Here is a 25079-nt window from a genome sequence, read left to right as displayed (position 1 = left end):
GGGCGGTCCGGTCAGGGGGGACCGGACCGCCCTCGGGGGTTACGGGACGGGGCCGTCAGCCCTCGTCGCTCAGGGTGATGAGCCCGTAGTCGAACGCGTGCCGGCGGTAGACGACGGTGGCGCGTCCGGTCTCGGTATCCCGGAAGAGATAGAAGTCGTGGCCCACCAGCTCCATCTTCTCGAGTGCCTCGTCGACCGACATCGGGGCGCCGTCGTGCTCCTTCTTCCGCACGATCTGTCCCGGCATCTGCTCGTCGACCCCGTCGTTGTACTCGGCGCCGTCGACCCCGTCCAGCATCTCGGCCGGGGCGGCGTCGGCCGTCAGCTCGGCGGTCGCCTCGGCGACGGACTGGGGGCGCCGGTGGCCGGAGTGGCTGATCTTGCGCCGCGTGCGGGCCTTGCGCATCTGACGCTCGAGCTTGGCGACCGCCGACTCGAGGGCCGCGTAGAAGGTGTCCTCGGCCGCCTCCGCGCGAGCGACGCCGGGCTTGCCCTTGAGGGTGATCTCGATGCGCTGGCTCACCTTGGACAGCCGCGGGTTGTTCTCGTGCAGCAGGATCACGTCGAACCGTTGGATGGCCGGCGAGATCTTCTCGATCTTCGCGAGCTTGGCGTTGATGCGGCTCGCGAAGTGTTCGGGGACCTCGACATTGCGGCCACGGATGGTGACCGGGGCCTCCGGCGTACCGGGGTCGTCTGTCGACGGACCGTCGAAGGTGGCGGGATCAAGCAGGACTGCGGGGGTCTTCGCCATCGAAGCTCCTCCTCATCGGGCCTGCGGCGGGCCGCTGCGGCCGATCCGGTAACCGCCCGGAATCCCGGCCGAAGGGGCCACCCACATGGCTGAGTGGATACTCTGCAGACGCTGTCCACCGGAGCCGCCAGGCGGCGAACGTGCTGGTGAACGCGTCCAAAACCCACCCTACCCCCTCGCGTGGGCGCGGACCCGCGGACCGCGAAGGTCGCGTCGACCCCTCCCCCGCGGGGAGTGGTCCGCCGTCAGGCGGCGGTCACGGCGAGCACACCCGTGACGCGCAACCCGCCCGCGTCCAGGACCGCGACGCACTGCGCGGCGGTGGCGCCCGTGGTGACCACGTCGTCGACGAGGAGCACGGTCGACGGTGTCCCCAACAGGGCGGGCACGGTCGCGGGCGCCCCCGGGGTCGCCCGCAACCCTGCGCCCACCGGGCGGCGGCGGATCCGCCCCGAGAGATTGTCCGCGCGGGCCTGCGCGCCGAGCCCGGCCGCGTCCCGCACCCGTCCCCGGACCTCGAGGAGCGGGGCCACCACCACCGGCCCGCCCGGCACCGAGCCGGCGAGCTCGGCGGCGAGGACGTCCACGACGCCGCGGACGTGGTCGAACCCCCGCCGCCGCCGGGCCCGCGCCGACGCGGGGGCGGGCACCAGCACGGTGGGGCGGTCGCCCGCCTCCGCGATCTCCCCGTCTGCCCGGAGCACGTCGACGGCCGCGGCCAGTGCCGCTCCGAGTGGCCGTGCCAGGTCGGCCCGCCCGCGGTCCTTGTAGGCGGACACCGCCCGGGCGGCCGGGCCGGCGTGCCGGGACAGCGCCCAGACCGGCACCCGCAGGTCGGCGCGGGTCCGCACTCCCAGCGGGGCGCCCGCGAGTGTGGCGGCGCAGTCCGGGCACCACCGGTGACGGGGGCGGCCGCATCCGGCGCATTCCACGGGTACGACCAGGTCGGCGAGAGCCGCGGTCCAGGTCTCCCCGCCGCGCCACCGGGCCGGCGCACCCTCGTCCCCGGCGGTCACCGGCTCAGCCCGCCACCACCGGGTCCGCGCGGATGGCGGCCAGTCCGGCGATCTCCCGCCAGTACCTGTCACCGGTGTCGGCACCGGTGTCGAGTCGCAGCAGGGACCGCCGGTCCACCACGTAGATCTCGCGCCCGGCCGCCGCGACCGCGGTCACCGGCCCCGAGATGTTTCGCTGGGACAACGGCTCGGCGATCGCCCCGTCCACGGAGACGGTCGCGACGGGGGCCTCGGTGGTGTCGCGACCCACGACGATCGTGGACCGGTCCCGCCACGCCACGGCGGTGACGGTCTCCCCGAGTGCGCGGCCGACCTGGCGGAACGTGCCCGGCAGCGGTTGTCCGGTCTCGGCGGACAACGCGCCGATGAACACCTTGCCGTCGACGACCACGGCCAGTTGGGTTCCGGACTGGTCGATACGCAGGCCGGTCACCCTCGCCCCGAGGGCGAGCAGCGGCCCGGCGTCCATCTCCTGGACGGCGGGGGCGTTCTCGCCCATCCCGATGCGGAGCAGTCGCGCGTCGTCGACCAGCACCCAGGCCCGCCCGGTCACCGGGTGGAACGTCGGGCCGGCCACCGTCCCGGCGGTGAGGGCCTCGGCGGGCGCGCCGTCGATCGGCCCCACCAGGACACGGCGCGGTCCGATCTCCCCCTCCCCGGTCACCACGGCGAGGTTGCGTCCGTCGTGGGAGATCACCGCGTTGGTGCCGCCGCGCACCTCCGACCAGGGCCCCGAGGCCGGTCGTGCGCCGCCGGCCTCGAGCCGCACCAACCCGTCCGCGGCGGTGAGGGCGTATCGCATGGGCTCCGCCGGCGGGTAGGGGTCGAAGTCACGGACGTCCTCGGTGGTCCACCCGGTCGCGTATCGCTCGTCGAGGGGGGCGCCGTCCCGCTCGAGGCGGTAGGGGCCGGGGACGTCGGCGCGGGCGAGGGTCCACACGACCTGCGCGGCGAACTGGGTGGTGGCCTGGCTGCTGAGGACCGGCAATCCGTCGAAGTCGATGGTGGTGCCCGCGGCGTCGGCGCCGTCCTCGTCCTCGTCGGGGCGGACGGAGACGGAGGCGGGTACGCGGGACAGGACCGCGTCGGTGAGTCCGGGCCGGGGGCCGGTGGCGAGCAGATTGACGAGCGAGTACTCGAGATCGGTGCGGTCGGCGGCCGTCCAGCGCGGGTCCGGGACGAGCGCGTCACCGGATCCGGAGAGGAAGAACAGGTCCCGTTGCGCGTAGGTCGACAAGAACTCGGCCTTCTCGATCACCACCCCGGGCGGCAGTTCGTCGATGCGCCACTGGCCGTCGGTGCGGGTCAGGCCGATGGTGACCTCGAGTTGGCCGACGTCCTCGCGGAAGATGCCGCCGGGGTCGAGGGTGCCGACCTTCTCCGCACGCAGCGTGTACTCGGCGCGGTCGGCCGACCGGCCGCCCTCGGCGCTGAGGTCGGCGCGCAGCACGATGATGGTCTCCGCGAGGTCGTCCCAGTTCTCGGCGGCGTCCGGGGTGAGGAACTGACGGGCGGCGGCGTGCCGCTGATCGGCGATCGCCGCGGCCTTGAGGAAGTCGCGGACCAGGAGGTCCGGTTCCTGGTCCGGTACCGGTGTGGGGACCGACAGTTCGCTGCCCTCCGGCGAGAAGGTGTCGATGACCTGGGGGGACGACGACGAGGGCAGCGTGGCGCACCCGGTCGCCGCAAGCCCGGTCGCGCAGGCCAGCGCCACCGACACGAGCAGGGACCGGGGCCGGGGCCGGGTCATGGCCGGCTCTCCCCTGCCCCGGGGACCCGCTCGAGGGGGGTCGACGAGCCGGTACGCACGAGCCTGGCCTCGTCCTCGGGGGTGAGGGGCAGCGGGCTGGAGGTGAGGGTGCCGCCGCGGCGCCGCGGGATGGTCAAACGGAAGCAGGACCCCTCCCCCGGGCTGCCCCAGCAGTCCAGCCGGCCCCCGTGGAGCTTGGCGTCCTCGAGGGCGATCGCCAGGCCGAGCCCGGTGCCGCCGGAACGTCGCACCCGTGAGGGGTCGGCGCGCCAGAAGCGGTTGAACACCCGGGTCTCCTCCCCGGGTTTGAGCCCCACCCCGTGGTCGCGGACCGAGACGGCGAGGGCGGCGTCCGAACACCGCAGGGTGACCTTCACCGGCTTGGACTCACTGTGGTCGAGCGCGTTCGCCACGAGGTTGCGCAGGATCCGCTCGACGCGCCGCGAGTCGACCTCGGCCATGACCGGCTCGTCGGGCATGTCGACCTCGACCTCCACCCCGGCGGCCTCGGCGATGTGGGCCACGGTGCCGACCGAGTCCGCGACGGAGGTACGCACGTCCATCTCGGCCGTCGCGAGCTCGGCCATGCCGGCGTCGTGGCGGGAGACCTCGAGCAGGTCGGTGAGCAGGCTCTCGAACCGGTCGAGTTCGGATTCGAGCAGCTCCACCGCGCGTTTGGCGGGGGCGTCCAGGTCGGCGGCGGAGTCGGAGATGATGTCTGCCGCCATCCGGACGGTGGTCAGCGGGGTGCGTAGCTCGTGGGAGACATCTGAGGTGAACCGCTTCTGCAGGTCACCGAACTCCTCGAGCTGGGTGATCTGGTCCGACAGGCTCTGCGCCATGTCGTTGAACGCCATGGCCAGGCGCGCGACGTCGTCCTCGCCGCGGATGACCATCCGTTCCTTGAGGTGGCCGTTGGCGAAGCGCTGGGCGATGGAGGCCGCCTGCCGCACGGGCAGGACGACCTGCCGGGCCACTATCCACGCGATCGCCGCGGACAGGACGATGATCGCCAGGCCCGCCGTGGCGACGATCCCCCGCATGATCCCGAGGGTCTGTTCCTCCGCGGTGAGCGGGTAGACGAGGTACAGCTCGAGTCCGGGGATGGAGGAGTCCGTCGGCGTGCCGAGCATGAGCGCCTTGACCTGCTCGCCACGGAAGTCGACGGTGACGTACTGGGAGGCGATCCTGCCCCGCTGGACCAGGGACTGCAGCTCCGGTGGCACCTGCGCCCCGGAGGGGCTGACCACCTGGCCGCGGCCGGTCTGGTCCGGCACCACGAGGATCGGGTCGAAGGTGCCGGCGTGGACGGAGTCCCCGTCGGAGGCGAGCCCGCGGTCGCTGATGGCGCTCCGCGCCTGGTCGATCCGGGACTGCTCGCTCGTGCCCTCGTCGGTGGCGGCGATCTGCGCCTGCACCGTGAGGCGGAGCCTGCTGGCCTGCTCGATGGCCGCATCGAGTTTGGTCGACAGCAGCTGGGCGGCCATCTGGCTCTGCAACATGAACGCGATCGTGAGGATCACGCCCATCGACAGCGCCAGCGTGGAGGTGACGACCCGCAGCTGCAGCGACCGCCGCCACAGCCGCGCGATCCGACCGCCGATGGCGGCCGGGTCGAGTTCGGACAGTCGCTCCCGGAAGGTCGGTGACGAGTCGGTCACGTCCCGGGTGTCGGGCTCGTCCCCGGTGGACGCCACCGCGTCGTCGGGACGAGCGGTGGTCACGAGACCGGACCGGCCTTGTAGCCGACGCCGCGCACGGTGAGGACGACCTCCGGGTTCTCGGGGTCCTTCTCGATCTTCGCCCGCAGGCGCTGGACGTGGACGTTGACCAGCCGGGTGTCGGCCGAGTGGCGGTAGCCCCACACGTGTTCGAGCAGGACCTCACGCGTGAACACCTGGCGGGGCTTGCGGGCCAGTTCCACCAGGAGGTCGAACTCGAGCGGGGTGAGCGGGATCGGCGTGCCCTCGCGGGTGACCGTGTGCGCGGGGACGTCGATCGTCACGTCGCCGATGTGCAGGACCTCGCTGGGCTCGTCCTCGCCGCGACGCAGGCGGGCCCGGATGCGGGCCACCAGCTCCTTCGGCTTGAAGGGCTTCATGATGTAGTCGTCCGCGCCGGACTCCAGGCCGAGCACCACGTCGACGGTGTCCGTCTTGGCCGTGAGCATGACGATCGGCACCCGGGACTCGGCGCGGATCTCGCGGCACACGTCGATCCCGCTCTTGCCCGGCAGCATGAGGTCCAGCAGAACCAGGTCGGGCTGCACCGCGCGGAACGTCTCGATGGCCCGGACTCCGTCGCCGACGATCTCGGTCTCGAACCCCTCGCCCCGCAGGACGATGGTGAGCATCTCTGCCAGTGCGGCGTCGTCGTCGACGACGAGGATCTTCGGGGTCATGGTCACCACTTGTGTCGGCGTGTCGTGTAGGCGTCGTCAGGCTCACCACCCGTGGGCACGCACCGCGGGTCGTGTTCCTGCCCTCTCAGACCTTACCCGGCCGACCCGACGGACCGGGGTGCGGCGCGGCGGCCGGAGGGGGGACGACGACGAGGTCGGCCAACTCCCGCACGTGGGGGTCCGCCCCGATCACGCGCCAGGGCGAACGCCACCCTGCGGCGGCGAGCCGACGGTAGACCCGCCCGGTCGCCGCCTGCAGCTCCGCGTCGCGTTCGTAGCGGTCGCGGACGCGCGCCGGATCGGCGGCCTCCCGGGAGCCCGCGCGCCGTGCCGCCAGCTCCACCGGGGTGTCGAGCAGGATCTGCAGGTCGGGGTCGGGCAGCCCGAGCCGGTCGAACTCGAGGGTGCCGATCCACTCGACCACCTCGGACTCGCGGTCCGGACCGAGCCGGGCGGCGGTGTACGCGGCGTTGGAGGCCACGTACCGGTCGAGCAGCACCACGTCGTGGGTGGACCCCAGCTGCGCGAGCTCGCCCAGCGCGGCGTGCCGGTCCATCGCGAACAGCAGTGCCATCGCGTGGGGCGAGTCCGCGGTGCCGGCCTGGCCACCGTGCAGTGCGTCGGCGGCCAGGTCGGCGTGCAGGGTGCCGTACCGGGGGAAGGCCAGGCGGCCGACCGAGAGACCGCGGGAGGCGAGCTCGGCGACGAGCGCCGTCGTCAGCGTGTTCTTCCCCGCGCCGTCGAGACCCTCGACGACCACCAGCCGTGCGACCATCCCCGGCGTCGCTCAGTAGCGGTAGTGGTCGGGCTTGAAGGGGCCCTCGACGTCCACGCCGATGTACTCGGCCTGGTCCTTGGCCAGCGTGGTCAGGGAGCCTCCGAGCGCCTCCACGTGCAGGCGGGCGACCTTCTCGTCGAGGATCTTGGGCAGCAGGTGCACCCCGATCGGGTACTGGTCGGCCTTGGTGAACAGCTCGATCTGGGCGATGACCTGGTCGGAGAAGCTGTTGGACATCACGAACGACGGGTGCCCGGTGGCGTTGCCCAGGTTGAGCAGGCGCCCCTCGGACAGCACGATGATCGAGCGGCCGTCGTCGTCGAAGACGAACTCGTCGACCTGCGGCTTGATGTTGATGCGGGTGACGCCCTCGGCGGACTCGAGCCCGGCCATGTCGATCTCGTTGTCGAAGTGGCCGATGTTGCCCAGGATGGCCTTGTTCTTCATCCGCGTCATGTGCTCGAAGGTGATGATGTCCTTGTTGCCCGTGGCGGTGATGATGATGTCCGCATCGGCGATGGCCTCGTCCACGGTGACCACGTCGAAGCCGTCCATCAGCGCCTGCAGCGCGTTGATCGGGTCGATCTCGGTGACCTGCACGCGCGCGCCCTGCCCGGCCAGCGCCTCGGCGCAGCCCTTGCCCACGTCGCCGTAACCGCACACCAGGGCCTTCTTGCCGCCGATGAGGGCATCGGTGCCGCGGTTGATGCCGTCCAGCAGCGAGTGGCGGGTGCCGTACTTGTTGTCGAACTTGCTCTTGGTGACCGCGTCGTTGACGTTCATCGCCGGGAACGGCAGCACGCCCTCGTTGTGGAAGTGGTACAGGCGGTGGACGCCGGTGGTGGTCTCCTCGGTCACGCCCTGGACCGACTCGGCGATCGCCGTGTACTTGCCCGGGTTGGCCGGAACGGACTCACGCAGCAGCGCGTGGAAGACCTTCTCCTCCGCGGACCAGGCCGAGTCGTCCGAGGGCACGGCGCCGGCCTGCTCGAACTCCTTGCCCTTGATCACGAGCATCGTGGCGTCGCCACCGTCGTCGAGGATCATGTTCGGCTCGGTCTCCGGCCAGGTCATGATCTGCTCGGTGCACCACCAGTACTCGGTGAGGGTCTCGCCCTTCCACGCGAACACCGGCACGCCCTGCGGAGCCTCCGGGGTCCCCTCCGGGCCCACCACGACCGCCGCGGCCGCCTCGTCCTGCGTGGAGAAGATGTTGCACGAGGCCCACCGGACCTCCGCACCCAGGGCGGTCAGCGTCTCGATCAGCACCGCGGTCTGCACCGTCATGTGGATCGACCCCGCGATCCGGGCGCCGGCCAGCGGCTGCTCGGCCGCGTACTCCTCGCGCAGCGCCATCAGACCCGGCATCTCGTGCTCGGCCAGACGGATCTGCTTGCGGCCCGCCTCCGCCAGCGACAGATCCGCCACCTTGAACTCGACACCGTTGACGGACTGAACCTGCAGATCAGCGGACATGTTCCTCGACCAGCTCCTCGTTGACTCGCGAAAGACTTCCGCCCCACACTAGCGGGACGGCCCGCCGGGGTGTCGGCCCCGTCACCCGCCGGCGACGCGGGTCCGGAACACGGTGGCCCCGGCGGTACTGCGCAGACACACCCGGGAGGTCGAGGCCGGTACCCACACGGCCCGCCCGGGCGCGAGGGCCTCGCTCGTCCCGTCGGAGTCCACGACCGCCTCGCCGGAGGTGCACAGCAGCACCTCGGGGCCCTCCGGTCGCCAGGCGGCCGGGTCGCCGTCGGCCGGCACGTCGATGCGCGACAACGCGAAATCGGGTTCGGGCGTGGGGTAGTCGACCTCGCCGGGGATGTCGCGGTCGGCCTCGACCGCCCGGACGGTGGGGTCTGCGAGCGGGCTGAACTCGAGCACCCGCATCAGTTCGGGGACGTCGACGTGCTTGGGGGTCAGGCCGCCGCGCAGGACGTTGTCCGAGTTGGCCATGACCTCCACACCGACGCCCCGTAGGTAGGCGTGGAGTTGCCCGGGCCCCAGGTAGACGGCCTCGCCCGGCTGGAGGACGACCCGGTTGAGCAGCAGCGCACCCAGGACCCCCGGATCGGTCGGGTACCGCTCGGCGAGTTCGGTGATCGTCGCGGCCACCGGGGACCACGGCCCCTCGACCCCGTGGTCGGTGAGGTAGGACACCGCACAGGTCACCAGGTCGGGCACGACGCCGGCCAGTACGACGTGCGGCATCGTGACGAAGGTGGTGAAGACCGCGCGCAGACCCTCGGCGTCGGGCTGCCCGGCGAGCATGTCCCGGTAGGGCTTCAGGGACGCGACGCCCAGCGCGTCGAGCAGTGCCACCGTGCGCTCCACCGGGCGGAAGCCCACGAGGGCGTGGAACTCGGTGAGCGCGACGAGGATCTCGGGCTTGTGGTTGACGTCGCGGTAGTTGCGGTCCGGCGCGTCGACGGCGATCCCGCGCGCGTCCTCCGCCGCGAAACCCTCACGCGCCTTCTCCGGGGACGGATGGGCCTGGAGCGACAGTGCCTGTTCGGCGGAGAGCAGCTTGACCAGGAAGGGCAGTCCCCCGCCGTGCTCGGCCAGCACCCGCGGGCCCAGCTCGCGCTCGGGGTCGGCGGCGATCCGTGCGTCGAGGCCGCGACCGTCCGAGCACCGCGAGGAGCCGGAGTCGTGCGCGCCGAACCAGTGCTCGGCGACGGGGTGGGGCGCCGGCGAGGTGATCCCGCACAGCTCGGGAAGCGCGGTCCGGGAGCCCCAGGCGTAGGCCTGGACCACCGGTTCGAGTGCGACCACGGACCTACAGACCTCCGACGAGGAGGTAGGCGGCGGCCAGTTCCGTGCGGGCCATGAGCGCTGCCACCTTTCCGCTCAACGGGGCCGGGGCGTCGCCGGCCGTGTCCCGACCGCGATCGGTGATCCACTCGACATCCGCGAGCGGGCCCGCGGCCAGCCGGACGATCTCCTCGTCCGCGCCCAACACCATACCGACGTACCTGACGGGCAGATCGTCGCGTGGTCCGTCCAACTCCTCGTCGTGGAACAGGCTCGCCAGCGGATCCGTCGGCAGACGACCCTGGGCGCGTTCGGCGTGCGCACGCACCGCGTCGGGGACCGAGGACGCGGCCGTGACCCTGCCGGCGTCGCAGAACGCGGCGACCGCGCGGTCACAGTAGGCCGCGGACACCGGGTCCGAGTGGATCCACACGAGAGGATCACGGCCCGCCACCGATGTCGCGAGCAGCTTCGCCGGGTTGACCGGGGTGGCCAGTTCCGGGCCGAGCCCCTCGAGTTCGATGTCGACGGCGTCGGCCGCAGCGGCCACGTCCAGGCCCCGGGCGCCCAGCGCGGCGAGCACGGCCATCCCGGCCGCCAGGTGGCGCAGCACACCACGGTGGGGCGGCACGTACGGGAGCGGTTCGAGCCACGTGGCCCGGCCGCGGCCGGACTCGGCGACCGGGCCCTCCCGGGGTACGTCCACGATGACGGTCGCGCCGCGGCCGGCGGCGGAGTCGATCGCGGTCACCAGTCGAGGGTCGCCGGCGTCGTCCCCGGAGACGAGGACCACGTCGAGAGCGCCGACCCACGCGGGCAGGGTGCGCGCGAGCACCAGCGGGGGGACGGCGGGGCCGCCGCCGATCTCCGCCAGTGCGGCCACCACGCCGGCCGCGTGGCGCGCACGGTCCGACCGCCCGGACACCCAGACCACCGCCCTCGGACGGAATCGCTCGAGCGAGTCGAGCGCGCCACCGCCCGCGGCGGTGGCCACGGTGCGCAACTGGGCTCCCGCCATCGACGCGTGGAGCAGCGCACCCGTGGCGTCGGCGGCGCGCAGCGCCCCGGGGTCGTCGAGGTCGACCCGACCGGCCCCGGTGTCGCTGGTCAGGTCAGGCACGGACGATCGCGAGGACCTCGTCGACCACGGCGGCGACGTCCTCCCTGGTAGGCGCCTCGGCGTTGAGACGCAGCAGCGGCTCGGTGTTGGAGGCGCGCAGGTTGAACCACGATCCGTCGCCGAGGTCCACCGTCACGCCGTCGAGCCGGTCGATGGACTCGGCGCGCTTCGAGAACGCGGAGACGACCTCCTCCATCCGTTCGGTCTGGGCCTCGGCGGAGTCGAGAGTGGAGTTGATCTCGCCGGAGGCGGCGTACCGGGTGTACTCGGCCATGAGCGCCGACAGGGTCCCGTCCTGCCCGCCCAGCGCCGCCAGGACGTGCATCGCGGCGAGCATGCCCGAGTCGGCGCCCCAGAAATCGCGGAAGTAGTAGTGCGCCGAGTGCTCCCCTCCGAAGACGGCACCGGTGTCGGCCATCTGCGCCTTGATGAAGCTGTGCCCGACCCGGGTACGGACGGCGACGCCGCCCTTCTCCTCGACGAGCTCGGGGACGGCCCGGGAGGTGATGAGGTTGTAGATGATCGAGGCGCCCGGGTCCTTGGCCAGCTCACGCTCGGCGACGAGGGCGGTGATGGCCGACGGCGCGACCGGCTCGCCGCGCTCGTCCACCACGAAGCACCGGTCGGCGTCGCCGTCGAACGCCAGGCCGATGTCGGCCCCGCTCTCCCTGACGAGGGCCTGCAGGTCGACGATGTTGGCCGGTTCCAGCGGGTTCGCCTCGTGGTTGGGGAAATTGCCGTCCAGCTCGAAGTACAGCGGCACGATCTCGAGCGGCAACCCGCCCAGGACGGCGGGCACGGTGTGGCCACCCATCCCGTTGCCGGCGTCCACCGCCACCGTGAGCGGGCGGATGCCCGACAGGTCGACTAGTCCGCGCAGGTACTCGCCGTAGCCGTCCAGAACGTCCCGTTCGGTGACGGTGCCGGCCTCGCCGTCGTGGGCGGGGACCCCCTCGATGACCTCGTCCGCGATGGTCCGCAGGCCGGACTCCTGCCCGACCGGCTTGGCGCCGGGGCGGCACAGTTTGATGCCGTTGTAGGCGGCGGGGTTGTGGCTGGCGGTGAACATGGCACCGGGGCAGTCGAGTGAACCGGAGGCGAAGTAGAGCTGGTCGGTCGAGGCCAGGCCGATGGTCACCACGTCCAGTCCCTGGGCGGTCACCCCGTCGGCGAAGGCGGCGGACAGGCCCGGGGACGAGTCCCGCATGTCGTGGCCGATCACCACGGTGCGGGCACCCTCCGAACGCATGAGGCGGGCGAACGACGCCCCGACCTCGCGGACGAAGTCCTCATCGATCTGTTCGCCGACGACACCACGGACGTCGTACGCCTTGATGACTGCTCGGACGGACTCGGCGCTACGTGCCACGTGTTGCTCCAGGGGTGTGAGACGGGTCGGTCGGTGTTCTGCCTGACCCTACCCGCGCCGTACTGGCGGCGGACCGACCTCGCGGGCCGCGGCTCAGCGGGGGGCGGGGCCCGGCTCCGGTCGGCCGTCACCGGACCCGCCGGCCCCGGCGTCGGGCGCGGTGGCCATGTCCGGCACGACCCGCAGGTGGGGACGTCCGGTCGCGCCGGAGGGGCCGGTGGCGGGGCCGGACCCGGCCTCCGTGCGGCTCCGTGCGTCGTCGAGGACCGGCCCGGGATCGGAGACACCGAGACGACGCAGGCGATCGGCGTCGACCAGTGCGGCGCCGGTCCTGCGCCCGCCGACCGGGCCGCCGGTGACCGCGTCGAGCAACGCCGTGAGGTCCGAGTCCTCGGCCGAGGTGTCGATGTCCGGGTGGCGCACCAGGTCCCAGCCCCGGGGGGCGGTGATGCGCAGTGCGTGGGCCGCGCAGAGATCCCAGGCGTGCGGCTCGCGGACCGCGGGCAGCGGGCCGATGACGGCCGTGGAGTCGGCGTAGACGTAGGTGAGCGTGGCGACCGCGCGGTTGGGACATCCCGGACGGCAGCAACGACGGTTCTCACTCACGAGGCCCCAGGGTAGTCCCGCACCCGGGGCGGAGGGGCCGCGACCCGCCCACGCCGGTTCGACGCACCCGCCACGAGCGGGGTTATCCTCGCGCCATGACCCCGACCGCCCCGGTACCCGGACGACCGCCCACCGGCACCGCGATCCCCGGTGCCGGCCAGAGCGACGTGTGCGCCGGCAGCCGGATCTCGGTCCGAGATTTCCCCGGGGACCCGGGGCGTCGCGGCCCGCGTGTGGTCACCTCCCGGCGGGCGGACCGACGCGGGCACGGCCCCCGCGGCCCGATCCTGCCCCCGGAGGTGCCGAGGTGGCGCAGCCGGTCGGCCGAGTTCGACGCCGCCGCGCTCGAGGCGTTCGCGGAGATCGACCAGCACTGGCACTCCCGACTGGTGCATCTGGACCTCGCGGTCGACATGGTGCCCCGCATGCGACTGCGTCCCGGCGAGACGTGGCCCGAGGAGGTCGTGGCCGACGGCGACGTCCCGCTCGCCCGCCTGGTGCCGGCGGGCGTCGACCGCTCGGGGCAGCCGACCCGGGCGCGGCTGGTGTTGTTCCGCAAGCCCCTGTCCCGGCGCACGCCGGACAGCGATGACCTGCGGGACCTCATCTACTCCGTGCTGGTCGAACTGGTCTCCCAGCACCTGGAACTCTCCCCCGACGAGGTCGAGGCCGGCCCCGACGAGAACTGACCGCCCGGTACGGGGCGGTCAGGGGTGGGAGGTGGCGCCGGAAGACGGGGCCGGGTGACGGGCTGGGATGACCCGCCCGCGGCTCACATGACGGCGTCGCGCTTGATGCGCCGCCGCTCACGCTCGGACAGCCCGCCCCAGATGCCGAACCGCTCGTCATTGGCCAGCGCGTACTCGAGGCACTCGGCCTTGACCTCGCAGCCGGTGCAGATCTTCTTGGCCTCGCGGGTCGACCCGCCCTTCTCCGGGAAGAACGCCTCGGGATCGGTCTGCGCGCACAGAGCCCGTTCCTGCCAGCTCTCCTGCTCGTCCTCGACGAACAGGCCGGAGACACCGAGGTCGACCAGGGCCAGCTCGGGTCCCGCGACGGTGCGTGACTGTCGATCCACGGTCATCCCTTCGTGTTGCATGTTCGTGCGCGATGGTCCGCGTCTAAGTGCCCGTCGCCGACACGGCCGAGGGAGCCCTGCCGGATCGCGGATTGTCTGATGTCTGTGCGATGTTTACCGTCACCCACCAGGGAATGACACACCTGTGATTACACACATGCAAGCCGCGTAGGTCAAGTGAAATCGGGGATACCTACCATTTTCCCCACCCGCCGCGGCCGGTGACACGCCGCCGCGATTGTGGCGTGGGACACGTCCCCGGCGCGCCCGCCACCCTCCCGGACCGGGCCTGTCCAGCCCACCGGCGCGGCGTCGCACGCACCGTCACTACTCTCGTCCGTGTGAAGATCTGTGTTCTGGCCGGCGGCGTCGGTGGCGCCCGTTTCCTGCTCGGCGCCCGCCGACTACTCGGACTGGACGCCGAGTCCGCCCGAGCGGGTTCGCCGCATCGTATCGACGCGGTGGTCAACGTCGGCGACGACGCCTGGATGCACGGGGTCCGCATCTGCCCCGACCTCGACACCTGCATGTACACCCTCGGCGGCGGCATCGACCCCGAGCGCGGCTGGGGCCACGCCGGGGAGACGTGGAACTGCCGGGACGAACTCGCGGCATACGGCGTGCAGCCCGACTGGTTCGGGCTGGGCGACAAGGATCTGGCCACCCACCTGGTGCGCACGCAGATGCTCGACGCCGGCTACCGGCTCACCCACGTCACCGAGGCGCTGTCGACCCGCTGGTCCCCCGGCGTCCGCCTGCTGCCCGTGACCGACGACCGCTGCGAGACGCACGTGGTCGTGACCGGCGGCACGGCCGACGACGGGACCGGCGCGGGCGACGCGGCGACCCCCGGCGACGGCCCCGACGCGGACGCCCCCGGCCCGCGGGCGATCCACTTCCAGGAGTGGTGGGTCAAGCACCGGGCGCAACTGACGCCTTCCGGCTTCGTGCAGGTCGGCGCCGATGCCGCCACGCCGACCCCGGAGACGCTCGAGGCGATCGAGACGGCCGACCTCGTCGTCGTCGCCCCCTCCAACCCCGTGGTCTCCGTCGGCGCGATCCTCGCGGTGCCCGGGATCCGCGCCGCGCTGCGGTCCACCCCCGCCCCCGTGGTGGGCATCAGCCCGGTGATCGGCGGGGCGGTGCTGCGCGGCATGGCCGACACGTGCCTCACGGCGATCGGAGTCGAGACCTCCGCGACGGCCGTGGCGCGCCACTACGGCGCCCGCTCCGGCACCGGCCTACTCGACGGCTGGCTCGTGGCCCCGGGCGACGCGCCCGCCGACGGCTCCGGCGCGGTCGACGGCGTCGCGATCCGGGAGGTCCCGCTGCTCATGACCGACCCCGACGCCACCGCGGACATGGTCGCCGCCGCGATCGACCTGGCCGGCCTCGAGGTCCCCGCCCGGACCGACCGATGACCGACGGCGCGCTCCCCGAGATCCGCCGCTGGACCGTCGGACACGCCGCGCCCGCGGACGTCGTCATGTGGGCACCCGACGGCCTGCCCGAGTTCCGGCCCGGTGACGACCTCGCGCGCGCCCTCGCCGACGCGCTCACCGCCGACCGGCACGGCCTCGTCGACGGCGACGTGGTGGTGCTGACCTCCAAGGTGCTGTCCAAGACCGAGGGGCGGATCGTTCCCGCCCCCACCGACCCGGACGAGCGCGACGCCCTGCGCCGGCGGCTCGTGGACGCCGAGTCGGTCCGCGTGGTCGCGCGCGTCAACCGCACGCTCATCACGGAGAACCGGCTGGGGATCGTCCAGGCCGCCGCCGGGGTCGACGGCTCCAACGTCGAGGCCCGCGAGCTCGCGCTGCTACCCGAGGATCCCGACGCCTCCGCCGCCGCGCTCGCCCGCGAACTCCGACGCCTCACGGGCGCGCGCGTCGCGGTCGTCGTCACCGACACGATGGGGCGGGCCTGGCGCACCGGCCAGATCGACATGGCCATCGGCGCCGCCGGACTGCGGGTGTCGGTGGGGTACGACGGCGCCGTGGACCGCCAGGGCAACGAACTGTTGGTGACCGACGTCGCCGTGGCCGACGAGATCGCGTCAGCGGCGGACCTGGTCAAGGGCAAGCTGGGGGCGCGACCGGTCGCCGTGGTGCGCGGGATCGGGCACCTGCTGCTGGACGACGGTGACGACGACGATGACGACGACGGCAACGACGACCACGGCCGCGACGACCACGAGGTGGACGTCCCCCGGCGGGCCCGTGACCTGGTCAGGGGCGGGTCCTCGGACCTGTTCCGGTTGGGCACCGCCGAAGCGCTGGCGCTGGGGCGGCGGGAGGCCGTTCCCGCCCGTCGCTCGGTGCGACGGTTCTCCGACGAGTCCGTCGACGCGGACCTGCTGGCCGGCGCCGTGGCGGATGCGCTCACCGCCCCCGCACCGCACCACTCCACGCCCGTCCGGTTCGTGCGCGTCGCGGGCCGCGCGCGCATGCGGCTGCTGGACGCCCTGCGCGCGGACTGGGAACGCGACCTGCGCGCCGACGGGCACACCGGCGAGATCCTGGCCCGTCGACTCGGGCGCGGCGACCTGCTGCGCACCTGCCCCGAGCTGATCCTGCCGTTCGTCGACGACGACGCCGGTGCACACGACTACCCGGACGCCCGCCGGGCCGCCTGCGAGGAGACCATGTTCACCGTCGCCGGAGGTGCCGCGGTGCAGTCGCTGCTGGTGGCGCTCGCCGCGCGCGGCCTGGGCTCGTGCTGGGTGGGGTCGACGATCTTCGCCGCCGACACCACCCGCCGCGAACTGGGGTTGCCGGGCTCGTGGCGGCCGCTCGGCGCGGTCGCGGTGGGCGTGCCCGCCGAGCCGGTCCCGCCGCGCGATCCGCGGCCGGCCGGCGACTCCTACCTGACGATCGAGTGAGTCGGTAGCGGCCATGAGCGCCACCTATTCGATGTCGCGCCACCTGCCGGATCCGATGGGTGGCGAGACATCGAATGGGTGGCGAGGGCCGGCCGGGCCTACATGTCGGTGGAGTAGCGGATCCCGCCGTCGGGGATCTGCACCCCCGGCCACACGCGGGCACCGCGCAGGAGCTCGCAGCGGGCACCGATGTCGGCGCCGTCACCGATCACGCCGTCCCGGATGAGCGCCCGGTGGCCAATTCTCGCGCCGAATCCGACGATCGAACGCTCGACCGTCGCCCCGGCCTCGATGCGGGCACCGTCGAAGACGACCGCGCCGTCCAGTCTGGCCCCGGCCCCGATCTCCGCGCCGCGCCCCACGACGGTCCCGCCGACCAGGACGGCGCCCGCCCCGATCCCGGCACCCTCGTGGACCAGGGACTCCCCCGCGTGGCCGTCGAGCGCCGGCGACGGGGCGATGCCGCGGACCAGGTCCGCCGAGCCGCGCACGAAGTCCTCCGGCGTGCCCATGTCCCGCCAGTAGGCGGAGTCGACGAACCCGTAGACGCGCCGGCCCTCACTGAGCAACTGGGGGAAGGTCTCACGCTCGACCGACACCGGCTGGCCCTCGGGGATCTGCTCGATGAGCTCACGGCGGAACACGTAGCAGCCGGCGTTGATCTGGTCGGTCGGCGGATCCTGGGTCTTCTCCAGGAAGTCCTGGACGCGCCCGTCGTCGTCGGTGGTGACGCAGCCGAACGCGCGCGGATCGGAGACGCGGACCAGGTGCATCGTCAGGTCGGCGTTCTTCTCGCGGTGCAGGGCGAGGATTTCCCGCAGGTCGGTCCCGCCGAGGACGTCGCCGTTGAACACCATGACCGTCGAGGCGGTGAGCTCGGACAGGACGTTGCGGATGCCGCCGCCGGTGCCCAGGGGTTCGGTCTCCACGACGTAGGAGATGTCCAGGTCCAGGGCCGACCCGTCGCCGAAGTACTCCTCGAAGACCTCGGCCTTGAAGGAGGTCCCCAGCACGACGCGCCGGATGCCGGCCGCCCGGATCCGGGAGAGCAGGTGGGTCAGGAAGGGCAGGCCCGCGGTGGGCAGCATCGGCTTGGGCGCCGAGATCGTCAGGGGCCTGAGCCGGGTGCCCTTGCCGCCGACCAGCACCACCGCCTCGGTGTCCGCGATCAGGTCGTCGTCGGCGGTGGCACTCCCGGGGGTCGTCGAGGTCACGGTGAAGGCTCCTGCTGTCGAAAGGGCCGCGGGCGGGGGCGCGCTCGCCCCGCTCCGGTGGCCGGTGGATGGGTCTCGGTTCCGGGGTGTCGGGCTCAGCCCGCGGCGCGCCGGGCGGACCGGATCGCCAGGCGACACCGCAACTCCAGGCCCGCTCTGAGCGCCCAGCGTATCGGTGCCTGCCAGGCGTGTGGGTGCCTGTCCGCCTGGAACAGGTACGCGCTGCGGTGGTGCGCCCGGAGGGTGAACTCCGGCACCGCGTTCGCAGCGTGACCCTGGTCGTGGTGGATGACGGCGGCGGGCACGTAGACGTTCTGCCACCCGGCCCTGCCGAGACGGTCGCCCAGGTCGATGTCCTCGAGGTACATGAAATACCGCTCGTCGAACCCGCCCAGGGCATCGAACGCCGCCCGGCGCAGCAGCAGGCACGAACCCGACAGCCACCCGGCGGCCCGCTCGGTCTCCATGTCCGCGTCGTCGAGGTATCCCGCCGTCCACGGGTTCCGCGGCCACACCTGGCCGAGCAGGGCGTGGCCGATCCCCGCGCCCAGACGTGGCACCGCCCGGGCGGACGGGTACACGGACCCGTCGGTCTCGGAGATCCGCGGGCCGAACGCGGCGGCCCGCGGCCAGCGTGCGGCGGCGGCGAGGAGCTCGTCCACCGACCCGGGTTCGAAGGTCACGTCCGGGTTGACCACCAGGACGAACTCCTGGTCGAAATCCTCCGGCCGGCCAGCGATCAGCGTCACCGCCCGGTTGATGGCGGTGCCGTACCCCAGGTTGTCGCCCGTGGGGAAGAACTCGGCGAACCCGTACTCCGCCGCGACCTCCTCCGGCACCCCGTCCGTCGACCCGTTGTCCGCAATCACCAGGCCGACCTGCCGGGTCGTGGCCGCGGGGAGGGTCTCGACGAAGCTGCGGAGGTGGTCGCCCGGCGAGTACGTCACCGTCACGACGGGTAGTCGGGTCGTCACGCGAAACACCCTACGACGCACCCCACGGATTCCGACGCCCGGCGCGCGGCGCGGTACCGTTGATCATCATCGGCGGCCTCGAGCGGCCCTACTCGACGACAAGGACGGTGGATGAGCGCCGAGCTGCCAGCGACGCCCCGTCGTGCCCCCGGCCGGGCACGGAGACGGCGTCACGCCACCCCGGCCCGCCCGGTCGCGTACCGGGTCGGTCGCGTCGTGGCCGCCCTCGTCTCCGCCCTGTGTCTCCTGGTCACCGGCGTCGGGTGGACCCTGTTCAACGGACTCAGCTCGGACCTGACCTCCGCCGGCGGTCTCGACGTGGGTGACGGTGGCCTCGACGGCGCCGTCGACATCCTTCTGGTGGGCACGGACAACCGGACCGACGCGCAGGGCAACCCCCTCAGCCAAGAGGAACTGGCCACGATCCGGACCGGCGAGGAGGAGGGCGAGAACACCGACACGATCCTGCTCATCAGGATCCCCGAGGACGGCAGTTCCGCCACCGCGATCTCCATCCCCCGCGACGTCTACGTGGAGACCAGCTCGGTCGGCGGGAGCAAGATCAACGGCGTCTACGCCGCGAACAAGGAGGCCCATCTCGAGCGTGCCGTCGCGTCCGACCCGGACGGTGAACTGACCGAGGAGGACCAGCGCGCCGCGGTCAAGGCCGGGCGCAACGGCCTCATCGGCGCCGTCGAGGATCTCACCGGCGTCCAGGCCGACCACTACGCCGAGATCGGCCTCCTGGGGTTCGTGCTGCTCACCGACGCGGTCGGCGGCGTCCCCGTCTGCCTCAACGAGCCGGTCGACGAGCCGCTGTCGGGCGCGAACTTCCGTGCCGGCGTCCAGACGGTCTCCGGATCGGACGCCCTGAGCTTCGTGCGCCAACGCCATGACCTGCCCGCGGGCGACCTCGACCGGATCGTCCGTCAGCAGGTGTTCATGTCCCAGCTGGTCAAGAAGATCCTCTCCGCCGGCACCCTGGCCGACCCCTCGAAACTCGGTGCGCTGGTCGACGCCGCCAAGCGGTCCTTCGTCATCGACGAGAACTGGGACTTCGTCGACTTCGCCATGAAGCTCCAGGACATCAGCGGCGGCAACGTCCGATTCGAGACCATCCCGGTCACCAGCATCGACTCGTTCACCGAGTGGGGCGAGTCCATCGTCACCGCCGACCCCGCCGAGGTGTCGGAGTTCGTGGCCGGTTTCGCCAGCACCGAGGATCGGGAAGCGGACGCCGACGCCACCACCGATCCGGAGCAGACCCCCACCGACGCGCCGGGGCCGGACCCCGCCGAGGTGACGGTCTCCGTGGTCAACACCACCGCGATCGACGGTCTGGCCGCGCAGGTCTCCGGAGCCCTCACCGAACTCGGCTACACCGCAGGCGACCTGCTCACCGACCCGGCCGCCGCCTACACCTCGCACGTCGCCGCAGCCTCCGCCGACGACGACGCCGCCTTTGCCGTATCGGAGGCCCTCGGCGGCCTGCCCGTGCAGGTCGACCCAGCGCTGCCCGACGGCTCCGTCCGCGTCGTCCTGGCCGAGGACTACAGTGGCCCCACCGGCGACGCCGCCGGCACCGAGTCCTACTCCCCCACCACCTCCTCCTATGCGCCGCTGCCGCCGTCCATCGCGGATCGCCCGACCTTCGACGCCGGCTCGGACGTGCCCTGCGTCAACTGACCGACTGCGCCCACTGACCGACCACCACCCGGGAGGCCCAGAGTGACCACCGCCGCCGACACCGTCCTGCAGCCGCTCCTCGCACTCGACCCGGGAACCCCCATGGTCACCCACTACAACCAGGCCGCCCCGTCACGAGTGGAACTGTCTGTCACCTCCACCGCCAACTGGGCCGCGAAGATCGCCGGACTCCTGCGCGACGAACTCGGGGTGGTGCCGGGCGACGTGATCGTGTGCGACCTGCCCGCGCACTGGCTCACCGCGGGCGTCCTCCTCGGCGCCTGGTGGGCGGGCGCCGAGGTGAGCACAGGGGCCGCGGACGACGCCGTCGCCGTCGTCACCGTCCCCGACCGCCTCGACCGCCACCCCACCGACATCGAGGCCCTCCTCATGACCACCGACCCGATGGGCCGCCCGCTGGCGGCCGCCGGCGTCGAGGTCCCCCCGGGCGTCACCGACCTCGCCGAGGCCTGCCGCATCCACCCGGACGCGTTCGTGCCCTCCGGCGGGGGCCCGCTCGCCCTCGACGGCGCTCCGCTGTCCGAACTGGCCGACCCCGCCCTTGCGGGCCGCGCCCTCGTGGCGGGCTCCGATCGCGACGACGTGGTGCAGGTCCTGGCCCGGGTGTTCGCCTCCGGAGGCACGGCGGTGCTCGTCACGGGAGCAGACGCGGACGATCCCGCGGTCGCCGACGTGGCGGCCACCGAACGCACCACGCTCACCCTCTGATCGCCCGGCGCCCGCGACACGCGCCCCAGCGCCCCAGCGCCCCAGCGACGCGAAAATCCGCTACTCCGATTCCGGATCCGCTCCCCTGATGCGGGTAGCAGATCCGGAATCGGAGTAGCGGATTCGTGGAGGGTGTACCGGTCAGCGGGCCCGCGGCACGGCCATCAGGCGAGGAGCTGGCGAGCCATGACCATGCGGTTGATCTGGTTGGTGCCCTCGTAGATCTGGGTGATCTTGGCGTCGCGCATCATGCGCTCGACCGGGAAGTCGCGGGTGTACCCGGCGCCGCCGAACAGCTGCACGACGTTGGTGGTGACCTCCATCGCGACATCCGAGGCGAAGGTCTTGGAGGCGGCGGCCATGAAGCCCAGCTTCTCGCCACCGGGCGCGGAGCCGCGCTCGGCGTTGGCGGCGGCCGTGTACACCATCAGGCGCGAGGCCTGCACCTTCATCGCCATGTCGGCCAGCATGAACTGAGTGTTCTGGAAGTCCGAGATCGCGCGGCCGAACTGCTTGCGCTCCTTGGTGTAGGCGATCGCCGCGTCCAGGGCGCCCTGCGCGATACCGACGGCCTGCGCGCCGATGGTCGGGCGGGTGTGGTCGAGGGTCTGCAGGGCGGTCTTGAAGCCGGTGCCCGGCGCGCCGATGATCCGGTCGCCCGGGACGCGGACGTCCTCGAAGTACAGCTCCGCGGTGGGCGAACCCTTGATGCCGAGCTTCTTCTCGGTCTTGGAGACGCCAAAGCCCTCGTCGTCGGCGTGGACCATGAACGCCGAGATGCCGCCGGCACCCTTCTCGGGGTCCGTCACGGCCATGACGGTGTACCAGGTCGACTTGCCGCCATTGGTGATCCACGCCTTGCTGCCGTTGAGGATCCAGTCGTCACCGTCCTGGCGGGCGCGGGTGCGCATGGCTGCCGCGTCGGAGCCGGCCTCGCGCTCGGACAGCGCGTAGGAGGCCATCTTGCCCTCGGCGATCTCGGGAAGGACCTTCTGCTTGAGCTCCTCCCCACCGGCCAGGATCAGGCCCATGGTGCCGAGCTTGTTGACGGCGGGGATCAGCGAGGACGACCCACAGACGCGGGCGACCTCCTCGATCACGATGCACGCCGCCACGGAGTCCGCACCCTGCCCGCCGTACTCCTCCGGCACGTGGACCGCGTTGAAACCCGAGGCGTTGAGCGCGTCGAGGGCCTCCTGGGGGAACCGCTCGTCCTCGTCGACGGCCGCGGCGTGGGGCTCGATCTCCTTCTCCGACAGGGCTCGGATCGCGGCCCGGAGCTCTTCGTGCTCCTCCGCCGGGCGGTACAGGTCGAAGTCGGGGTTACCGGACATATGCGGGCCTCCATAAGGGATTCGTCGGTGCTGATCGCGCGGCGGGCGCCGGCCAGGTTCTCGCGGAGGGGCCGCTGACGTTCGTCGGCCGCCAGTATCGCCGCGGGAGACGCGAGGCCGCGTCCGGCCCTTCAAATTACCAGTCGGAAGTCGGTCCCCGTCGGCGCCGTCGGCCCCGCCGCGCCCCCGCGGTGGCGATCAGCCGAGCAGTTGGCGGCGCAGGGCCTCGTCCTTGCGCTCGACCATCGCCTCCAGCTCGGCCTGGAACGCCTCCATTCGTTCGCGCAGGGCGGGGTCGGAAGCGGCGAGGATCCGCACCGCGAGCAGACCCGCGTTCCGCGCCCCGCCGATCGACACGGTGGCCACCGGGACACCGGCGGGCATCTGCACGATCGACAGCAGGGAATCCATGCCGTCCAGGTGCTTGAGCGGCACGGGGACACCGATGACCGGCAGCGGCGTGGCCGAGGCGACCATCCCCGGGAGGTGCGCGGCGCCGCCCGCACCCGCGATCACCACGCGGACGCCCCGGCCGGCCGCCGAGCGGGCGTAGTCGAGCATCTTCTGCGGGGTGCGGTGTGCCGAGACCACCCCGACCTCGAAGGTGATCCCGAACTCGGCGAGCGCCTCCGCCGCGGCCTCCATGGTGGGCCAGTCGGAGTCGCTGCCCATGATCAGACCGACCTGCGGCCCGTCCTGTCGCTCGGTCATCTCGTCGCCTTTCCTCAGTGTGGTGCGCTCAACGTCGCGGTGGTGCACTCAGCGTTCGAAGTCTCCGACGGCAGCCCCCGTGTGGGGGTCCCAGCCGTCGGCCCACTGCGCGTGGGAGAGCCAGTGGGCCGCGAGTTCCGCGACCGCGCGGACGGAGGCCACCTGGTCCGCGTCGTCCGGGTCGACGCCCGGGTCGGCCAGGACGTTGACGTGCCCGATCTTGCGGCCGTGCCGCTCGGACTTGCCGTAGAGGTGCACCTTCACATGCGGGAACCGGGCGGCGAGGTGGTGGACGCGCTCGTCCATGCTCATCTCCGGCGTCTCGGGAGCGCCGAGGACGTTGGACATCACGGTGAGGGGCGCGGTCGGGACGGTGGAGCCGAGCGGGTAGTCGAGTACCGCCCGCAGGTGCTGCTCGAACTGGCTGGTGGTGGCCCCGTCCATCGTCCAGTGGCCGGAGTTGTGGGGACGCATCGCGAGCTCGTTGACGAGCACTCCCGGGCGACCGTCCGAGCCGATCACCTCGAACAGTTCCACGGCCATCACGCCGGTCACGTCGAGGTGCTCGGCCAGTCGCAGTGCGGTGGCCTGCACGGCCGAGCGCAGGTCGTCGGGCAGCCCGGGGGCGGGCGCGATCGCCACCGAGCAGATCCCGTCACGCTGGACGGTCTCGACGACCGGCCACACCGCGCCCTGCCCGAACGGGGACCGGGCCACCATCGCGGACAGCTCCCGGGTCCACGGGACGCGGGCCTCGGCCATCATCGGCACCCCGGCGGCGAGCTGCTCGTCGGCGATCCGCTCTGCCTCCTCCAGCGAGCCCGGCATCCACACGCCCCGACCGTCGTACCCGCCCCGCGCGGCCTTGAGGACGATGTTCCCGTCCTGTTCGTCGTGGAAACGTCGGACGTCGTCGAGCGAGTCCACGCCGGTGAACGGCGGGACCGGGGCGCCGATCTCCGCCAACGCCCGCCGCATGACCAGCTTGTCCTGGGCGTGGATGAGCGCGGACGCGCGGGGACGGACGGCGACCCCGGCGGATTCCAGCTCGAGCAGGATCTGCGGGGGCACGTGCTCGTGGTCGAAGGTCATGACGTCGGCGCCCTCCGCGGCGGCGCGGACGGCGTCGGGATCATCGTGCGCGCCGATCACCACATCCGGCGTGACCTGGGCGGCCGGATCCTGGGGGTCAGCGGCGAGCACGCGCAGCGTCTGGCCGAGGGCGACGGCCGCCTGGTGGGTCATGCGGGCGAGTTGTCCCCCACCGATCATCGCCACGACGGGCGTGCCGAGGGGATTGCGGCGGATGCGCGAGTCGTCGTTCACGTCGCCCATCGTCTCACGTGGGGCGGGGTGGTCACCGCCGCCCCGGGAGCCCCCAGCGGAACCGTGGCGCCGCGGCGACCGGAGCGGGCGGGGGCGGGGGTGGCAGTCGCATGAGCTCGTCGTAGACGGCGGCGTGGACGCGGGCGACCTCCGGGACGTGGTCGATCTCCACCGGCGGCAGGTGACCGAGCTCGAGGATCAGGCATCCCGTGCCCAGGGCGCGGTCGGTGAGGGTGTGGCGGAACCTGACGGCGCTGATCCTGCGCAGCGGCACGTCCACGCACCGCCGCGAGGACCCGGACGGCCGGTAGAGCACCCTCTCGTCGGTGACCACCAGGTCGGTCCGCGTCCACCGGGTCAGGGGCCAGAGTCCGAACCGGAGAACGACCAGGGTGTACAGCACCGCGACCATGGCCCAGGTCGCCGTACGGTCGCCGGCGTGGACCACCTGCACCTCGATGAAGCCGCCGGCGATCCCCGCGAGGCCGGCCCCGACCACCGTGACCAGCGCCGGGCGGACGAGGGCGCGCCAGTGCGGGTGGGTGTGGACGATGAGCGTCTCCCCCGGCGCGAGGACCGATCGGATGAAACCCAC

Annotated in this window: 23 protein-coding genes; 5 read left to right on the top strand and 18 right to left on the bottom strand. The window is 72.6% G+C overall.

Annotated elements, in window-relative coordinates; genetic code table 11:
- Window positions 1-55: 55 nt before the first annotated feature.
- The 11 genes from hpf to AB5G72_RS04885 all read right to left on the bottom strand — a co-directional run bounded on the left by hpf (window position 56) and on the right by AB5G72_RS04885 (window position 12551).
- Window positions 56-754: a ribosome hibernation-promoting factor, HPF/YfiA family gene (hpf, locus tag AB5G72_RS04935; protein ID WP_067712290.1), complete on the bottom strand. Its 699-nt coding sequence runs from the start codon at window positions 752-754 to the stop codon at window positions 56-58.
- A gap of 245 nt (window positions 755-999) precedes the next feature.
- Window positions 1000-1770 carry a ComF family protein gene (locus AB5G72_RS04930; RefSeq protein WP_167457921.1) on the bottom strand — a complete coding sequence of 257 codons (771 nt, stop codon included), beginning with the start codon at window positions 1768-1770 and terminating at the stop codon, window positions 1000-1002.
- Window positions 1771-1774: 4 nt separating this feature from the next.
- On the bottom strand, window positions 1775-3520 hold the full coding sequence (locus AB5G72_RS04925; RefSeq protein WP_440221119.1) for an LpqB family beta-propeller domain-containing protein: 1746 nt from the start codon (window positions 3518-3520) through the stop codon (window positions 1775-1777).
- The gene (gene mtrB, locus AB5G72_RS04920; RefSeq protein ID WP_440221118.1) at window positions 3517-5244 is read right to left on the bottom strand and encodes an MtrAB system histidine kinase MtrB; all 1728 of its coding nucleotides are present in this window, start codon (window positions 5242-5244) and stop codon (window positions 3517-3519) included. The genes AB5G72_RS04925 and mtrB overlap by 4 nt, the downstream gene beginning before the upstream one ends.
- Window positions 5241-5921 (bottom strand): MtrAB system response regulator MtrA, encoded by a 681-nt coding sequence (gene mtrA / locus AB5G72_RS04915; RefSeq protein WP_069388702.1) that lies wholly within the window; start codon window positions 5919-5921, stop codon window positions 5241-5243. Before mtrA ends, mtrB begins: the two co-directional genes overlap by 4 nt.
- Before the next feature lie 85 nt (window positions 5922-6006).
- Window positions 6007-6696: a dTMP kinase gene (locus AB5G72_RS04910; protein WP_440221117.1), complete on the bottom strand. Its 690-nt coding sequence runs from the start codon at window positions 6694-6696 to the stop codon at window positions 6007-6009.
- A gap of 12 nt (window positions 6697-6708) precedes the next feature.
- Window positions 6709-8175, bottom strand: coding sequence for an adenosylhomocysteinase (gene ahcY / locus AB5G72_RS04905; protein ID WP_067712277.1), 1467 nt, complete (start codon window positions 8173-8175; stop codon window positions 6709-6711).
- 81 nt (window positions 8176-8256) lie between these two features.
- Complete coding sequence (gene manA / locus AB5G72_RS04900) at window positions 8257-9477, bottom strand: mannose-6-phosphate isomerase, class I (protein ID WP_067712274.1); 1221 nt, start codon at window positions 9475-9477, stop codon at window positions 8257-8259.
- Window positions 9478-9481: 4 nt separating this feature from the next.
- Entirely contained in the window at window positions 9482-10576 is a 1095-nt protein-coding gene (locus AB5G72_RS04895; RefSeq protein WP_067712272.1) for a hypothetical protein, read from the bottom strand.
- Window positions 10569-11945 (bottom strand): phosphomannomutase/phosphoglucomutase, encoded by a 1377-nt coding sequence (locus AB5G72_RS04890; RefSeq protein WP_067712269.1) that lies wholly within the window; start codon window positions 11943-11945, stop codon window positions 10569-10571. Before AB5G72_RS04890 ends, AB5G72_RS04895 begins: the two co-directional genes overlap by 8 nt.
- 93 nt (window positions 11946-12038) lie before the next feature.
- A complete protein-coding gene (locus AB5G72_RS04885) occupies window positions 12039-12551 on the bottom strand; it encodes a DUF3499 domain-containing protein (protein ID WP_067712267.1) in 513 nt (170 codons plus the stop codon).
- 167 nt (window positions 12552-12718) lie between these two features.
- Between AB5G72_RS04885 and AB5G72_RS04880 the strand changes: the two genes are divergently transcribed.
- Complete coding sequence (locus tag AB5G72_RS04880) at window positions 12719-13240, top strand: metallopeptidase family protein (protein WP_333934346.1); 522 nt, start codon at window positions 12719-12721, stop codon at window positions 13238-13240.
- Between the two features lie 83 nt (window positions 13241-13323).
- On the opposite strand, the gene AB5G72_RS04875 is transcribed toward AB5G72_RS04880, so the two are convergent.
- On the bottom strand, window positions 13324-13635 hold the full coding sequence (locus tag AB5G72_RS04875) for a WhiB family transcriptional regulator (protein ID WP_067712264.1): 312 nt from the start codon (window positions 13633-13635) through the stop codon (window positions 13324-13326).
- A gap of 335 nt (window positions 13636-13970) precedes the next feature.
- Here AB5G72_RS04875 and AB5G72_RS04870 point away from each other — a divergent pair, with 335 nt between their 5' ends.
- Both AB5G72_RS04870 and AB5G72_RS04865 read left to right on the top strand, forming a co-directional pair.
- A complete protein-coding gene (locus tag AB5G72_RS04870) occupies window positions 13971-15050 on the top strand; it encodes a 2-phospho-L-lactate transferase CofD family protein (RefSeq protein WP_067712261.1) in 1080 nt (359 codons plus the stop codon).
- Window positions 15047-16510: a coenzyme F420-0:L-glutamate ligase gene (locus AB5G72_RS04865; protein ID WP_440221116.1), complete on the top strand. Its 1464-nt coding sequence runs from the start codon at window positions 15047-15049 to the stop codon at window positions 16508-16510. The genes AB5G72_RS04870 and AB5G72_RS04865 overlap by 4 nt, the downstream gene beginning before the upstream one ends.
- A 98-nt stretch (window positions 16511-16608) precedes the next feature.
- Here the strand turns inward: AB5G72_RS04865 and AB5G72_RS04860 are convergent, their stop codons facing one another.
- Together AB5G72_RS04860 and AB5G72_RS04855 are read right to left on the bottom strand one after the other, a co-directional pair.
- Entirely contained in the window at window positions 16609-17724 is a 1116-nt protein-coding gene (locus AB5G72_RS04860) for a sugar phosphate nucleotidyltransferase (RefSeq protein ID WP_227022368.1), read from the bottom strand.
- A gap of 95 nt (window positions 17725-17819) precedes the next feature.
- Window positions 17820-18698, bottom strand: coding sequence for a glycosyltransferase family 2 protein (locus AB5G72_RS04855; RefSeq protein ID WP_440221115.1), 879 nt, complete (start codon window positions 18696-18698; stop codon window positions 17820-17822).
- A 111-nt stretch (window positions 18699-18809) separates the two neighbouring features.
- Here AB5G72_RS04855 and AB5G72_RS04850 point away from each other — a divergent pair, with 111 nt between their 5' ends.
- Both AB5G72_RS04850 and AB5G72_RS04845 read left to right on the top strand, forming a co-directional pair.
- Window positions 18810-20384 carry an LCP family protein gene (locus tag AB5G72_RS04850; protein ID WP_163376651.1) on the top strand — a complete coding sequence of 525 codons (1575 nt, stop codon included), beginning with the start codon at window positions 18810-18812 and terminating at the stop codon, window positions 20382-20384.
- A gap of 42 nt (window positions 20385-20426) precedes the next feature.
- On the top strand, window positions 20427-21113 hold the full coding sequence (locus tag AB5G72_RS04845) for a TIGR03089 family protein (protein WP_253003313.1): 687 nt from the start codon (window positions 20427-20429) through the stop codon (window positions 21111-21113).
- Window positions 21114-21277: 164 nt separating this feature from the next.
- On the opposite strand, the gene AB5G72_RS04840 is transcribed toward AB5G72_RS04845, so the two are convergent.
- The 4 genes from AB5G72_RS04840 to AB5G72_RS04825 all read right to left on the bottom strand — a co-directional run bounded on the left by AB5G72_RS04840 (window position 21278) and on the right by AB5G72_RS04825 (window position 25079).
- Window positions 21278-22447, bottom strand: a complete 1170-nt coding sequence (locus AB5G72_RS04840) for an acyl-CoA dehydrogenase family protein (protein ID WP_120286172.1) — start codon at window positions 22445-22447, stop codon at window positions 21278-21280.
- A 198-nt stretch (window positions 22448-22645) separates the two neighbouring features.
- Window positions 22646-23158, bottom strand: a complete 513-nt coding sequence (purE, locus tag AB5G72_RS04835; protein WP_069389745.1) for a 5-(carboxyamino)imidazole ribonucleotide mutase — start codon at window positions 23156-23158, stop codon at window positions 22646-22648.
- Between the two features lie 48 nt (window positions 23159-23206).
- On the bottom strand, window positions 23207-24493 hold the full coding sequence (locus AB5G72_RS04830) for a 5-(carboxyamino)imidazole ribonucleotide synthase (RefSeq protein ID WP_440221114.1): 1287 nt from the start codon (window positions 24491-24493) through the stop codon (window positions 23207-23209).
- Between the two features lie 22 nt (window positions 24494-24515).
- Window positions 24516-25079, bottom strand: a complete 564-nt coding sequence (locus AB5G72_RS04825) for a PH domain-containing protein (RefSeq protein WP_120286174.1) — start codon at window positions 25077-25079, stop codon at window positions 24516-24518.

Origin of the sequence: Dietzia sp. MNB45 (assembly GCF_051994785.1) — a bacterium.
In the GTDB taxonomy this organism is placed as follows: Bacteria; Actinomycetota; Actinomycetes; order Mycobacteriales; family Mycobacteriaceae; genus Dietzia; species Dietzia kunjamensis.
The sequence above is the reverse complement of the archived record's forward strand: the minus strand, read 5'-3'. Positions and strand labels throughout refer to the sequence as shown.

What these genes read in the sequence shown, in the direction of transcription:
- mtrA (WP_069388702.1), bottom strand. Translation starts at nt 5,921, where the DNA reads ATGACCCCGAAGATCCTCGTCGTCGACGACGACGCCGCACTGGCAGAG.
- AB5G72_RS04925 (WP_440221119.1), bottom strand. Translation starts at nt 3,520, where the DNA reads ATGACCCGGCCCCGGCCCCGGTCCCTGCTCGTGTCGGTGGCGCTGGCC.
- hpf (WP_067712290.1), bottom strand. Translation starts at nt 754, where the DNA reads ATGGCGAAGACCCCCGCAGTCCTGCTTGATCCCGCCACCTTCGACGGT.
- AB5G72_RS04875 (WP_067712264.1), bottom strand. Translation starts at nt 13,635, where the DNA reads ATGACCGTGGATCGACAGTCACGCACCGTCGCGGGACCCGAGCTGGCC.
- AB5G72_RS04840 (WP_120286172.1), bottom strand. Translation starts at nt 22,447, where the DNA reads ATGTCCGGTAACCCCGACTTCGACCTGTACCGCCCGGCGGAGGAGCAC.
- AB5G72_RS04865 (WP_440221116.1), top strand. Translation starts at nt 15,047, where the DNA reads ATGACCGACGGCGCGCTCCCCGAGATCCGCCGCTGGACCGTCGGACAC.
- ahcY (WP_067712277.1), bottom strand. Translation starts at nt 8,175, where the DNA reads ATGTCCGCTGATCTGCAGGTTCAGTCCGTCAACGGTGTCGAGTTCAAG.
- purE (WP_069389745.1), bottom strand. Translation starts at nt 23,158, where the DNA reads ATGACCGAGCGACAGGACGGGCCGCAGGTCGGTCTGATCATGGGCAGC.
- AB5G72_RS04910 (WP_440221117.1), bottom strand. Translation starts at nt 6,696, where the DNA reads ATGGTCGCACGGCTGGTGGTCGTCGAGGGTCTCGACGGCGCGGGGAAG.
- AB5G72_RS04830 (WP_440221114.1), bottom strand. Translation starts at nt 24,493, where the DNA reads ATGGGCGACGTGAACGACGACTCGCGCATCCGCCGCAATCCCCTCGGC.
- AB5G72_RS04850 (WP_163376651.1), top strand. Translation starts at nt 18,810, where the DNA reads ATGAGCGCCGAGCTGCCAGCGACGCCCCGTCGTGCCCCCGGCCGGGCA.